Source organism: Mycobacterium sp. 2YAF39 (assembly GCF_052114565.1).
Classification (GTDB): Bacteria; Actinomycetota; Actinomycetes; order Mycobacteriales; family Mycobacteriaceae; genus Mycobacterium.
The window spans coordinates 317,379-331,402 of the sequence record NZ_JBFREZ010000002.1 but is presented as its reverse complement, the minus strand read 5'-3'; the positions used below and the strand labels follow the sequence as shown (position 1 = coordinate 331,402).

At 61.4% G+C, this 14,024-nt stretch carries 11 protein-coding genes; 7 read left to right on the top strand and 4 right to left on the bottom strand.

Translation table 11 applies throughout. The features are described 5' to 3' along the window. Positions 1-13: 13 nt before the first annotated feature. The gene (locus AB4Z42_RS07030) at positions 14-1,198 is read right to left on the bottom strand and encodes an NAD(P)/FAD-dependent oxidoreductase (RefSeq protein ID WP_442008409.1); all 1,185 of its coding nucleotides are present in this window, start codon (positions 1,196-1,198) and stop codon (positions 14-16) included. A gap of 151 nt (positions 1,199-1,349) precedes the next feature. Between AB4Z42_RS07030 and AB4Z42_RS07025 the strand changes: the two genes are divergently transcribed. The 4 genes from AB4Z42_RS07025 to nrdF all read left to right on the top strand — a co-directional run bounded on the left by AB4Z42_RS07025 (position 1,350) and on the right by nrdF (position 5,677). Further along, positions 1,350-2,090, top strand: coding sequence for a TetR/AcrR family transcriptional regulator (locus AB4Z42_RS07025; RefSeq protein ID WP_442008408.1), 741 nt, complete (start codon positions 1,350-1,352; stop codon positions 2,088-2,090). Positions 2,091-2,145: 55 nt separating this feature from the next. Beyond that, a complete protein-coding gene (locus AB4Z42_RS07020) occupies positions 2,146-2,892 on the top strand; it encodes a hypothetical protein (protein WP_442008407.1) in 747 nt (248 codons plus the stop codon). A gap of 106 nt (positions 2,893-2,998) precedes the next feature. Further along, entirely contained in the window at positions 2,999-4,525 is a 1,527-nt protein-coding gene (locus tag AB4Z42_RS07015; RefSeq protein ID WP_442008406.1) for a flavin-containing monooxygenase, read from the top strand. Between the two features lie 189 nt (positions 4,526-4,714). After that, positions 4,715-5,677, top strand: a complete 963-nt coding sequence (gene nrdF, locus AB4Z42_RS07010) for a class 1b ribonucleoside-diphosphate reductase subunit beta (protein WP_442008405.1) — start codon at positions 4,715-4,717, stop codon at positions 5,675-5,677. Between the two features lie 1,347 nt (positions 5,678-7,024). Here the strand turns inward: nrdF and AB4Z42_RS07005 are convergent. Then, on the bottom strand, positions 7,025-7,627 hold the full coding sequence (locus AB4Z42_RS07005) for a hypothetical protein (protein WP_442008404.1): 603 nt from the start codon (positions 7,625-7,627) through the stop codon (positions 7,025-7,027). Between the two features lie 275 nt (positions 7,628-7,902). Then, positions 7,903-8,781, bottom strand: coding sequence for a DUF6308 family protein (locus AB4Z42_RS07000; RefSeq protein ID WP_442008867.1), 879 nt, complete (start codon positions 8,779-8,781; stop codon positions 7,903-7,905). 134 nt (positions 8,782-8,915) lie between these two features. Between AB4Z42_RS07000 and AB4Z42_RS06995 the strand changes: the two genes are divergently transcribed. Next, on the top strand, positions 8,916-10,745 hold the full coding sequence (locus AB4Z42_RS06995) for a serine/threonine-protein kinase PknH/PknJ (protein ID WP_442008403.1): 1,830 nt from the start codon (positions 8,916-8,918) through the stop codon (positions 10,743-10,745). A gap of 195 nt (positions 10,746-10,940) precedes the next feature. Next, complete coding sequence (locus tag AB4Z42_RS06990; protein ID WP_442008866.1) at positions 10,941-11,528, top strand: recombinase family protein; 588 nt, start codon at positions 10,941-10,943, stop codon at positions 11,526-11,528. A 154-nt stretch (positions 11,529-11,682) separates the two neighbouring features. Here the strand turns inward: AB4Z42_RS06990 and AB4Z42_RS06985 are convergent, their stop codons facing one another. Then, positions 11,683-12,159 carry a hypothetical protein gene (locus AB4Z42_RS06985; RefSeq protein ID WP_442008402.1) on the bottom strand — a complete coding sequence of 159 codons (477 nt, stop codon included), beginning with the start codon at positions 12,157-12,159 and terminating at the stop codon, positions 11,683-11,685. Between the two features lie 178 nt (positions 12,160-12,337). On the opposite strand from AB4Z42_RS06985, the gene AB4Z42_RS06980 reads away from it, so the two are divergent. Continuing rightward, a complete protein-coding gene (locus AB4Z42_RS06980) occupies positions 12,338-13,381 on the top strand; it encodes a DUF2971 domain-containing protein (RefSeq protein WP_442008401.1) in 1,044 nt (347 codons plus the stop codon). Positions 13,382-14,024: the final 643 nt, after the last annotated feature.

The following is a 14,024-nucleotide window of genomic DNA, read 5'->3' as shown; positions in this document are numbered from 1 at the left end:
CGCTCGGCGACAACTACTTGAGGGTGTGTTGCGGCCCTTGGGCTTTCTTGTAGAGCGCCTTGAGCATCCGGTCGCGGAACGCAGCGTTGTCGATCATCTTGATGCCTGCGTTGGCGAACCTCGGGTAACCCAGAAGCTTATGGAAGTAGCGGCCCCGCTTGTACTCGCGGCCCCACGCGGCTTCCATCCGCTGCGCGTAGTTGGTGAAGTCGTCGGGTCCGCCGTTCTGCAGCGCCGCGATAGCGCATTCGCCTGCGGCGAGCCCGGATTCGAGTGCTTTGGAGATGCCCGCGCCGGAGGCCGGCTTGCCCGCACCTAGCGAGTCGCCGGTGAACAGCACGCCCGGTCGCCACGGTGGCCACGCCGTGAAGCCCATCGGCAGCCGCCACGCCCGCACGCTCTTGTTCTTCTTGAGCTCCTCGATCGGCGGCAACTCCCAGTCGCCGGGGAGCGTGCGCAGGAACTCGCCGAGGAACTGAGTGGCGTTGATCGACTGCCAATTCTTGTAGCTGTTGACGTAGCCGAGGCCGATGTTGAACACACCGCCGCCCATCGGGAACACCCAGCCATAGCCCGGCAGCTGGTCTCCCTGGAACGCCAGCTTCAGGTAGATGTCGAGGCTGTCGGAATCGGGGCGATTGGCGTGCATCTCGGAGCGGATCGCGATCGCCGAGTAGCCGTTGTACTCCGAATCGATCTTCAGTGCGCGCTTGATCGGGGAGTAGGCGCCGTCGGCCGCAATGACCGCGTCGCCGTACACCTTCTCGCCGCTCTTGAGTGTCACGCCGACCACACGGCCGCTGGGATCGAGTTCGGGGCCTGCCACCTCGGCGCCCTGGCGGACCTCGGCGCCCGCCGACTCGGCATGCTTGAGCAGCAGGGTGTCCAGGTGCTCGCGGCTGACGGTGTGCCCGTGGTCGGGCATGCCAGGGCGCTTGGGGAAGGACAGTTCCCACTGCGACGGGCTGAACACCGTCACCCGGTTCACCCGGTGAAAGGTGGCGACCTCGTCGGCCAGCCCCATCTTCTGCAGGTAGCTGACGGCACGCGCGGTGAGCCCGTCGCCGCAGGGTTTGGCGCGTGGGAATTCGGCCTTGTCCAGGACCAATACCTTGGCGCCGGTCTGCGCGGCCTGCCACGCGGCGGCCGAGCCCGAAGGCCCACCACCTGCGATGACCAGGTCATATCGCTGCGTCATGAATCTCGTCTCTTCGGTCGACTGTCGCAGAGATAGTACCCAAGCTGAGGCAACCGATCTCGCTGAGAGAAATGCCCTAATACATCGGTAATTATCGGGACCCTCGCAGGGTCTGAGCAGGTCAGCGGTGTCTGGGCGGTACAGTGATCGGGTGCGACGAGGGTCCAGGCCACGTTCCAGCAGCGAGCCGGGTGTCAAAGTGGACGCCCGCAGTGAGCGCTGGCGTGAGCATCGCAAGAAAGTGCGGTCGGAAATCGTCGATGCCGCGTTCCGTGCGATCGACCGCCTGGGGCCCAATGTCAGCGTCCGAGAGATCGCCGAAGAGGCGGGTACCGCTAAGCCCAAGATCTACCGCCATTTCGCCGACAAATCCGACATGTTCGCCGAGATCGGTCAGCGGATGCGGGACATGTTGTGGGCCGCGATCATCCCGTCGGTAAATGTCGAGACCGACTCCGCTCGCGAGATCGTCGGCCGCGGGGTCGAGCACTATGTGGATCTCGTCGATCAGCATCCGAACGTTGTCCGGTTCCTGCTGCAGGGCCGCTTCGCCGACCAGTCGGCGGCCGCGATGACTACCGTCAACAAGGGCAGCGAAATCACCCTCGCCATCGCCGACATGATCAGCACCGAACTCGAAGACCTCGCGCCGGAGCCGGAAGCCTTCGAGCTGGCGGCATTCGCGATCTTCGGGACCGCGGCGTCCGCGACGGACTGGTGGCTGGGCGTCGACGACGACAGCCCCCGGCGCATGCCGGCCGACAAGTTCATCGCGCACATGACGACGATCATGGTGGGTGCCATCAACGGGACCGCCGAACTGCTCGGCATCAAGATCGACCCCGACCAGCCGATCAACACCGCTGTCCGCAGGCAGCAACCGGTCGCCTGAGAGTTGAGGCAGTCGCCTCATGTGTTGAGCTCTTGTGCCGCATGACCATTGGTGCATGACAAAACAACACACCCCTCAAGAAGCTGTTTCGGCCGTGCTGGCCAACCCGGTGCTGCCGTTCGGCAACGACGAGCGTTTCACCGGATTCGGGATCATGGGTCTTCCCTTCGCCAATGGGCACTACCTGGCGATGCGCCATTTCCCCGCAACAACTTTCGCGCCGCCCTACCTATCTGTGTGGCACCGCGACCCGTCGTGCAACTGGACGTTCTACGCAACGACGCCCGGACAGCAGAGCTGCGCACGCTATTTCGGCTCTGCCACCCCGAACGATGCCGTTCAATGCGACATCGGCGTCGAGTGGACCGGGCAGTGGTCGGTGCGCATCGACATCCCCGACATGCTGCACTGGACCGTCGACCTGCAGTCCACGCGGGCAACTCGTCTGATGAACAGAATCAGCGGCCGGCTGTCCGAGAGGGCGTGGTCCGACCCCGCGATGCTCAACCGGCTGGGCCGGGTGGCGGGGCGGACACTCGACGTCGGCGACGTGCGGCTGACCGGCCGCGCGCCGAACGGTCAGTGCTATTCGATGGCGCCGAAGCAGCTGTGGCTGGTCGCCGACTCGCGCGCGGTATTGCGCGGGCGCGACCTCGGCCCCAGCGGGCCGCTGTTGCGGCAAGCCCGCCTCGGCGACTTCCGGATGCCGCAGCGCGGAATTGGCATGGTTGGATCGGGTCACTTCGAGACGTTCGACCCCGACCGGCATCTCAGCAGCCAGCGAGCCCTTTCGTTCGCTTGACCAGCGGCTCGGCGCCGTCATGAACGATGTACCCTGGGGCCTGGAAAGTATCCGGTACCGGCGTTCCCAGGAATGGGGGCCCACGACGAAGTCAGGGGAGTCGTTCATGACGGTTGCCGAGCACACGCCAGAGGCGACGGCGGCTGAGCCGGTGCACACCCGCGCGCTGATCATCGGCAGTGGCTTCTCCGGGCTGGGCATGGCCATCGAATTGCAGCAGCAGAACGTGGACTTCGTGATTCTGGAGAAGGCCGACGATATCGGCGGCACCTGGCGGGACAACACCTATCCCGGCTGTGCGTGCGACATCCCGTCGCACATGTACTCGTTCTCCTTCGAGCCCAAAGCCGACTGGACCCACATGTGGTCATTTCAGCCGGAAATCCAGGAGTACCTGCAGGGCGTGACGAACAAATACGGACTGCGGCGCTACATAGAATTCAACTCCCACGTCGACCGGGCGCACTGGGATGACGACGAAATGCGTTGGCACGCATTCACCAAGGACGGCCGCGAGTTCGTCGCGCAATTCCTGATCTCCGGTGCCGGGGGACTACACATCCCGCTGATCCCCGAGTTCGAGGGTCTCGACGAGTTCGAGGGCAAGGTCTTCCACTCCGCGCAATGGGACCATACCGTCGACATCTCCGGTAAGCGCGTCGCGGTCATCGGCACCGGCGCCAGCGCCATCCAGATCGTGCCCGAGATCGTGAAAGACGTTGCTGCGCTTCAGCTCTACCAGCGCACTCCGGCATGGGTGATGCCCCGTCCCAACAACCCGATTCCGCCCTGGATGCGGCGGACGTTCACCTACGTCCCCGGCACGCGTGCCGCGATGCGGGCGGGGATCTACTGGATTCACGAGGGTGTCGGGTTCGCGATGACCCAGCAACCGCGGCTGCTCAAGCTCGGAGAGCTGATGGGCAAGTGGAACATTCGTCGGTCGGTCAAGGACCCGGCGGTGCGCAAGAAGCTGACACCGAACTACCGCGCCGGGTGCAAGCGCATCCTGAACTCCGATACGTACTACGTCGGGATCGCCGATCCGAAGACCGAAGTCATCACCGACCGCATTTCACGGTTCACCAAGACCGGCATCGTCACCGACGATGGAACCGAGCGCGAGGTCGATGTCGTGGTGTCCGCCACGGGCTTTCACGTCACCGACTCCTACACGTACGTCGACATCAAGGGGCGCGACGGCGAAGATCTGGTCGACCGGTGGAACCGTGAGGGCATCGCCGCGTTGCGCGGCATCACTGTCGCGGATATGCCGAACCTGTTTTTTCTGCTCGGGCCCAACACGGCGCTGGGGCACAACTCTGTGGTGTTCATGATCGAATCGCAGATCCGCTATGCGGCCCACGCGATCGCGGCGGTAGACAAGAAGGGCGCCCAGGCGCTGGCGCCGACGCGGGCGGCGCAGGACGCTTACAACGAGGAGTTGCAGCATGACCTCGAGGGCACGGTGTGGAGCACCGGAGGGTGCCATAGCTGGTACATGGACGAGCACGGGGTGAACCGGACGCTGTGGAGCGGGATGACGTGGCAGTACTGGCTGGCGACCCGCAAGTTCGACGCGTCCGAGTACAACTTTCTCGACGCCCAGACGTTGTCGCCGAGTATGCGCTGACATCGATGATTCGCTCGATTTCCGGCGGTTTTGCGATCTGGTTGGACACCAGGCAGCCGACACGTCGAACACATGATGTTGTGTTGCACTCGAAAGTCGGACCCCAGTTGTAGTGTTGAGAGCGCGACGGCAGTCCCGTGGCTCAGACCAAAAAAGACCAGGTGAAGTGGGGTTCTCGTGAGTGATGGCATGAAGCTGATCGACCGCGTCTCGGCCATCAACTGGAACCGGGTGCAGGACGAGAAGGACGCCGAGGTCTGGGACCGGCTGACGGGAAATTTCTGGTTGCCGGAGAAGGTTCCGGTGTCCAACGACATCCCGTCCTGGGGCACGCTGAACGGCCACGAGAAACAGCTGACGATGCGGGTCTTCACCGGCCTGACGCTGCTGGACACCATCCAGGGCACCGTCGGCGCGGTGAGCCTGATCCCCGACGCGATCACCCCGCACGAGGAAGCCGTGTACACCAACATCGCGTTCATGGAGTCCGTGCACGCGCGCAGCTACAGCAACATCTTCTCGACGCTGTGCTCGACTGCCGAGATCGACGATGCGTTCCGCTGGTCGGAGGAGAACACCAACCTGCAACGCAAGGCCGAGATCGTCATGCAGTACTACAAGGGTGACGAACCGCTGAAGCGCAAGGTGGCCTCGACGCTGCTGGAAAGCTTCCTGTTCTACTCGGGCTTCTACCTGCCGATGTACTGGTCGAGCCGGGCCAAGCTGACCAACACCGCGGACATGATCCGGCTGATCATTCGCGACGAGGCCGTGCACGGCTATTACATCGGCTACAAGTACCAGCGCGGGCTTGCCATGGAGGATGCCGCCACGCAGGCCGAGCTCAAGGACTACACCTATGAGCTGCTCTTCGAGCTCTACGACAACGAGGTCGAGTACACCCAGGACCTTTACGACGAGGTCGGCCTGACCGAGGACGTGAAGAAGTTCCTGCGCTACAACGCCAACAAGGCGCTGATGAACCTCGGCTACGAGGCGCTGTTCCCACGCGACGAGACCGACGTCAACCCGGCGATTCTGTCCGCGTTGAGCCCCAATGCCGACGAGAACCACGATTTCTTCTCCGGATCGGGTTCGAGCTACGTCATCGGCAAGGCCGTCAACACCGAAGACGAGGACTGGGACTTTTAAAAGACTAGCTCAAAGTCTGTCTTTGCCTCTCCTCACGAGGTTATGGCCGACGCGTTGCCCACTGATCGAGGTTAGCGTCTGAGGCCTCGAGCCAGTCCGAAGAAGCGGCTTATCGCCGAGGTCGTCTTCTCTTGCGAGGCTGCTGTTTCCGAGCGTTCACAGGAACCATTGGCGTCGGGTCGGGTTTCGTGGTGAACGCTAGCGGCGCAAGAACTAGCGTCGTGCCGATACCTACCAATAAGCCACCCAAAAATGTCTTGACTGCTGCGGTCCTATCCCAACGAGCGTCTCGGAGCACTATGTTCGCAAAGAAGCGTCGTTCGATCTGCCACGTCATCGGAGGCTCGTACGTCACAGGTGGATTCACCTTGACTTCGCTGAGATCTGGATCGAAGTCGACGTAGGGCATCGCCACCGCCCATACACCCAGTCTGGGTGGATACACAGGCATCCCGCCTATTTGGGGTAGCTCATCGATCGTTGCACCGGGTGTTTCTGTGTGGCCTGACCCCTCGATAGTAGGAAAGAGGATTCGACGATATGGACCGCTGGAAACTGTGCGGTTGGCATGGTCTGTCAACTCGAACTCTAAAACTGGTTGCTGCGCCGTAAATTGGCCCTTTAGTACCAGCGAAGAGCCAGCACCTTCTCGGTCCTCCGTCGGCACTAACTCCTGGTCGGGTGCAGACGTCGCAAACTGTGTGAATCCCCGTTTAACCTTCCATCCAAAATCTTGAAATGACTGGATATTCACCCAGAGTGGAGGCCGTCCATCCGCCGAAAAGCTGCTGTCTCCCTGCTCAATACGATCTAGCGTTGTTGGGAAGACCATGAACTTCAAGACGTGCTCATCGCGAAAGTCTGCGCGTACTACGAACTCGTCGCCGTCCTTCGTCGCAAAAAATGCCACTTCGGGGTGTTGGATTTGGTTCTCTCCGTACGAAGGGACGCGGTAGACAGACGCGGAAATCACCAGCCACCCGGCCACGGCTAGAAATAGCAAGCCTGCAACAACGATGACTACATGCCGCCAGCTCCGCTGCAGCGCCGACTTCAAGCGCACCGATCCCCCCGAGGCCCACCACAACTCTGCAGTCTTCCAATTCGCTGCGAAGTTACCATCGAGCTGCCTCGTCTACGCCCAGAACAGATGGTCATCATTGGCGCGGTGCAAATTGTCGAAGACCCAAGTACAAGTCGTCGTTGTTGCGGAGAGCTCACTCATAGGTGGTGTTGATAGTCCCCACCTCACCGGTGCGCTCCGAGGCCCGCAGGGCGTGCGCCGCCGCAACCATGGTGCAGGCCCGGCGAAAATGTCTCCGACCGCACCACGCCGTCGCCTTAGCCCTATTCGATGGCCGGTTCCAGCACCAGATAACGGAACTCCGCCCGTTCGACCGCGCTATAGGGATGCCATTGGCATTGGTATGCCGACGACGTCTCCACTCTGGTGCCGGACAGCGTTCCGGCGACGGCTCGCATCACCGATCCTGCGGGCACCATGCGCTGGTTCCAGAGTCGGAAGTCGTGAAGGTGTCCCCCCTGCTTCAGCGAGGTCTCGTTCCAGAAGTCGAAATTCGAAAGGGCGACAACGGCTCCGGCCTGGATCGCATCACCCTCGATCATGATTTCAATCCGCCTGGCGTCCTGCCATATGGCCATAGCATCGTCGCCGGGTGCATCTGAGGCCCTGAGCGCAAAGTGCTCGTCGTAACCGTCTGCGGACACAGTGCCGGTGAAAGCTCTTTTGGGATACTTAAGTTCGAGCGCGATCCGGCGGTCGTCTAGATGCGCCAGGATGTCGACACGCATTGGACCAAAGCCGTCGACCTGAATGCGAGGTTCCAGTCGGATTCGTTCTATGCCCGCTTCTTTCATGGTCCATGCGAGCGCAAACTGAAAATCGAACTCTGCGTGAAATATCGGTCTGACGGCTGCCAGTGAGGTCATCCATTCGTGGATACTCCCAGTCAACTCGCGCACGGTGGTCTCATCCCGCTGACGTTGAGTGCGGTTCCGGAAGAGTCGTCACCCGGGTGGTCTTCAATCCGCACGGGTGTGCTCGGTGGCGCGCGTTTGGACCCCGCGTAGAAATCTGAGTCGCCCACGGTGATAACGATATCGCCGTGCCTCCACAGTCAGATCGCCAACGACGACGTAGCCTCGCGGCGGCCATCAGCGCGCGCTAGCTGTACCCGGCGTGATGGGGGTGGGCTGCCAAGTGGTCAGTTCCTGGTCCCTTGGGTTGCGGCCATCCAGAGCGCGACGTCGATGCGTCGGAGCAGGCTGACGTGAGGTGGGGCCGATTGGCAGGCGTCGATGATGGCAGCACGTCGCGACGCATCGGACAATTCGTCGTGCAGCTTGACCCAAAAGAGTCCATCGGGCGGTCTGATGAAGTCCTTGACCTTATTGTCGAGGATCGGCACTAGCTTTGGGCGTTTGGCGGCCATCAGCTTTCCTGCCGTCACCCAATCGACCTTGGGCAACTTCCGCCGTAACAGGTCGTGGAGATCGGCAGCCGGACCACCGTCCATGACCGTCAAACGGCTCACTTCCCATAAGTCCTGATCTCGGGGGATCTGCCGAAGCAGGCTGTTGAATTGGTCAGCCTCAGTGATAAGGAGGATGGATGCCGCCTCGGGTGGGACTTCCACCGACAGGGCCTCGACAGCAAGGACGTCGGAGGCTACAAACCTATTTGGCTCACCGACAGCCGCGAACTCGTCAAACCATCGGCCCGCGAACCTGTCCTTGCCCTGTCCGCCGAAGTAGCGCCTGAGGTGGCGGTCGACTTGATCGGCATTATCGCTGAACCATGCCGCGAGATCTAATCCAAATTCATGCACGAAGGAAGCATCGCACGGCTGGCCGACAATGAACGCGTGCGTTTCAGCCGCGGAGATCGGGGGTGATCGCCCGGTCATGAGCTGCGCTGCGTCCGTACTGGTGATGACGCGTGCGTCAGTCCTTTCGATACCCGGTTCCAGCGCCAGATAACGAAACTTCGCCCGTCCGACCGAGCTGTAGGGATGCCATTGGCATTGGTAGGCCGACGACGTCTCCACCCTGGTGCCGGACAGCGTTCCGGCTACGGCCTGCATCACCGAGCCTCAGTGAGGTCATCCATTCGTGGATATGCCCAGTCAACGCGTGGCTCAGGGTTCCCATACGAGGACGGTACTAATTGGTCCTGATAATGGACCTCAATCGTGACACGCCTAGCTAACATCTGGCCATGCCGCTGAGGATTGGGGACACCTTCGCCGGATACAGGGTGCTGCGGCTGCTGGGGTCCGGAGGAATGGGCGAGGTCTACTTGGTCCAGCATCCTCGACTCCCTCGTCAAGATGCACTCAAGGTTCTACGCCCCGACATTTCCAGCGACAGCTCGTTCCGGGAACGGTTCATCCGAGAAGCCGACCTCGCCGCCGGACTACGTCACCCGCACATCATCGGGATTCACGACCGGGGAGATCACGATGGACGGCTATGGATCTCGATGGATTTCGTGGACGGCACGGATCTGGCCCATCAAGTTGCACCACACTATCCGGCAGGCATGCCCGTCGATCTCGTAGCAACCATCACAACTTCAGTTGCGAGCGCCCTGGACTACGCCCACAAAAAGGGCCTCCTGCACCGGGATGTCAAGCCCGCCAACATCATCGTCGCCGATCTCGATAGCGATGATCGGCAGATATTCCTCGCCGACTTCGGTATTGCCCGGCCAATCGATGACATCAGCGGCATCACCACAACCAATATGACGGTTGGCACGGTGGCTTACGCAGCCCCTGAACAGTTACTGGGTGAGGAGATGGACGGTCGAGTTGACCAATATGCCCTTGCTGCGACCGCCTACCACCTCTTGACCGGCCTGCAGCTGTTTCCACACTCCAATCCGGCGGTTGTCATCAGCCGACACCTCCACACAACCCCGCCCACAATGGGTGATCGTCGCCCGGACCTTGCAGGCCTCGACGCCGTGCTCGCGATAGCGCTGGCCAAGGACCCCGCCGACCGATTCCCATCTTGTTCGGCCTTCGCCCAAGCCCTCCTCGATGAGTCGCCCGGACTGGGAGCCGCGTCTGCTGGGGCCACCACCCAGGCCGCGTCGAAACCACGCAAGTTTGCGCCGACGACATCGTTTCGGCGATCTAGCACACAGCTGCCAGCCACCAGTACACGGCGCAGCTGGATGATCTTTGGCAGCATCCTCGCGGCCATCGTATTGCTGGGGGCTGCCGCCCTGGTATGGAGGCCTGGGGAGAATGAAGATTCCAACGTCGCCGGTACTACCTCGTCGACGGCCATATCCAGCACGTCGGCTCCAGCGCCAACGGATAACACCACAACAACGATCACCACGGCCACGACTCCACCAGGGGCGGTGAGGCCTTCAGCGGTCGACTCATTGACGCTCACTCCGGCGGAAATCAACGCCGCCACTGATGGATTGTTCAGCGGGTTATACGGCGGGGACATGGTCGTCAAGAATTCCTCTTACGGAATGGTGGACAATTCAGCCCAAGTCCGCCCGCCCGAATGCGTCGGCGTGATCTTCGGCAACGATCACTCGGTGTACGGCGACAGCGGTGTTGAAGAGATCCGTGACCAGACGCTCGCACCAAGCAACTACACCTCCGACAAGACGGTCGAGCAGTCCATCGCAGTATTCCCCGACCAGGCCAGCGCTCAGGCCTCAGCGGCCAGCCAAATCCGGCAGTGGCACAACTGCTACCGCCACACCGACGCCGACATCCCTCCCTCCGCCGCTGGCACCATGCAAGTCGGGCAGCGCTACAGCGAAGGCGGCATCACCTGGACCCTCGGCGACGTTAGCGACGACGAAGCCGCACCCGCACTGCCCATGGTCGGCTACGACAACGAATCGGGTTACCACGGCGGGTGTCAAGTCGCGCTGGGATCGAAGTCGAATGTCGTTGTCTGGGTGCGGGCCTGCCAGACCGTGGACAGCCCACCCGTCTTGACGGATCTTTCTTACGCAAAAGGCACCTATGCCCAGCGTCTTGTTGCGGCGATAGTTGACAAAGTCGCGGCATAATGGAGCAGCGCTACCGACTCGCCTAATTCGGCAAGCAGCAGGAGGAGGCAACGGGCGGGTCTCGAAAACGACCGCATTTGAGACAGCCTGACTCAGCGGATACCTGACGACTCTCGTCGAGGTCACCTTGTCTCAATAGTCTGTCTCGGAATGAATTGTCTCGAATAGGTGTTGAAAAGCGTTGTGAGACAGCCAATACAGGATATCGGTCAGCGATCGACCGGTACGAGCGTCGGTTACACGCGGGTCTCAACGGTGACCCAGACCCTCGACCAGCAGAACCAGGCGGTGGCCAATGCCGGTGTCACAAAGGTGTTCTCGGACGTGATGTCTGGCGCTCGTGACGACCGGCCCGGCCTGGTGGCGCTTCTGGAATACGTACGTGAGGGCGACACCGTCGTGGTGTGGAAGCTCGACCGTCTTGGTCGTAACATGCTCCACATCTTGCAGACCGCCAAAGAGCTGACCGGGCGCGGGGTGATCCTCGTGTCGACCTCCGACGGGATCGATTCATCGACGCCAGCGGGTCGCATGATGATCGGCGTTCTGGGATCTCTCGCCGAGTATGAGCGTGAGCTGGTCAGGGAGCGGACTGCGTTGAAACGAGAATCATCTCGCCGCAACGGCACCAAGTTCGGTCGACCGCGCAAGGTCATCGACCCAAGCAACATCGCTACTGCCGGAAGGATGAGGGCCGATGGCCACACCGGCAGGGACATCGCGAAGTACCTCGGGGTTAGCAGGGCGACGTTGTATCGCTACTTTGAGGAAAGCGCAGCCTGAGTCTTTGGGAGCGGGGCCTATACACGCCGCTACTGGAGCTGTGGTCCTTGCCAGCAGGACGAGATCGCCGACGCTATTAACCCCTCCGGCATTGGTAGAACACCTCGGCGACAAGACCGCGCACGAAGTATTGCTCGGCAAGACACCCCGCGCGCTAGGGGGCTGGCAGTGGTGGCCGACTGGAGACGAGACCCTTGCGCAACGTCCTGATCTGGCTGATGAGTTCATCGAGCCACTCATCCGAAACCATGTGCGGTTCTTCATATTCGGTCTCATTGATACGCCACCTCAGCAGCCGTACCCGTTCCCGGGGATCACGACCATCGACACCAATCCACGAGTGCAGCATCGCATTGCGCTTGGGTGCAATCTCAAGCAAAGCCTCACCACCTCGGCGGAAGTAGCCACCGACCTCAGCGTCCCCAATCTCCGAGGCGAGGTCGATGAGCCACTGGCCCAGCTTCGTCGTGGTCTTACCCGTGAGCCTCGGGAACTGCGTGTTGAAGTCCAAGTCAGTTGGCAGCACAGACTGAAACCGGACCAAATCGCCCTTCAGCACGGATTCCAGGTCCGCGACCAGGAACACCACCATGCCAATCCTGGCTAGGTAGGGCTGGTCTGGTAGTTCCATTACGGGCCTCTAGACGTGATCCTGAGCTGCCTGTTTGGGCTCGTCGATACTGCGGAAGATCCCGATGTCCTTTTCAGGTGAGCCTCGGTGCCCTTGGCTGATTCACCCAGTGACCAGCATACGAACCGACTATGACGAGACCACGAAGTGGCAGTACTCCGACTGGCATCGTGGGGGCATGAGCGAAGACGCCAGCACCAGCATCGCCGCAGAAGAAGACGTGGACGAGGAGGAAGACGAAGACGATGAGGACGTAGACAATGAGGACGAAGAAGATCCGTCTGTCCTCTATCACTACACCAACGCCCAGGGTTTTCTGGGAATCGTCAATCCGTCCTGGCCGCAGAACTTCAAGGTGCAAGAGCAGGGCGACCGAATGCTCCGCTTCCTAGCTTCAGACGTGAGGTTCATGAATGACACCCAGGAGTTGAGATTCGGCGTCCGGCGACTTCGCAACCGCCTCCTCCGTGCAGCCAAGGACAGTGCCACTCCCGAGGAGTCCCGAGAGGCGTTCACCGATATGGCGCAGTACCTCGATCCCGATGGGGTTTTGCCGGTATTGGAATGGCCGCAGAGGTGTTTTGCCACCTGTTTTTGCGCAGAGGGAGACCTACTGAGCCAGTGGAAGGGCTACACAGGCGGTGTTGGGGGCTTCGCCATTGGCATCTCCAAGCATGCGCTGGAGTACCGCACACTTGCACTCCACCGAGAAGGCTCGTCGCCCGAGTATCAAAACCTGGTCGAGACGACCCTTCGGCCCGTGGTCTACGGAAAGAAGGCTGCGACCGTGGCTCTCGACGAACACATTCAGTCGGTCATCGCGATGGGACTGAAATCCCCCCTGCGAGAAGAAGTCCCACTCGCCCAGGGGCAGGCCCGGGGACAGCTCTTCACGGCGCTCATAGAGGCCGTGATCACCATCAAGGCCCGTAGCTTTCGGGAGGAGAAGGAGTGGAGGCTGTTCTCGATGAACCATATGGAGAATCTGGTCGATGTGCGTGCCCGAGCGAATGGCCTCGTTCCATACGTCGACTTCGCGGTCGACCATCCTGAGAGTGGTTCGGAGCAAGATCCGCCCTCCAGCGGCCAAATCATCCATGACGTGATCGTCGGGCCTGGACCAGATCAGGCAGAACAATTCGTTGCCGCCAGGGAATTGCTGAGGCTCGCTGGCCACCAAGTCCAGGTCCGTGCATCGAAGATTTCTTATCGCGGCTGGTGACCGGCATCGGTGACACGGTGTGTGCCCACCTCCGCGTGGCCTTGGCAGGGAATGTGGCTGACGAGGACCTGGCCCGGACCCAATTCATGGCCTGTAGCGCAGTGCGTCGGCGTGAGGGTGCCCCACTCACCCCAGACCCCTCGCCACGTCTCTCCCGCGTCGGGCACATCGCCGAACATGCACTGACCCTGAATCTGTCCTCGGACACGCTCGCTCGGACCGCCAGCGTGTCTGCAGCCACGGCTAGCGTTGAAGGCATGCATTACTACGAACCGACGGGCGAGACTTGCCCCGAATGTAAGAGACCGATCTCCTGGCAGGTGGTTCGTGAGGGCACCATGGGTGGAGAGCCAATCGAGGCGCGATCAGGTCCCAGCTGCTGGGCCGCCTGGTGCTCCAGGAACAACTAGTCAGTCATCGACCAGCGCAGCTCTACGGGGAGGCTGGTACTTCCTTCGCCAATCGTCTAGTCCACGCTAACCGAGCGCTCGGACACTTCCCGGCCACTAGATCTGGCCAGTACCGTTGAGAAGTGGCGAAAGACGATGAGTTGGCGGAACGGCTCAGGCCGTCATCAAGGAAAAGAACGGCCATTACGTGCTGCGCTGCGGTCGCCAAAACCGCTGATTAAGCCACACAGCCC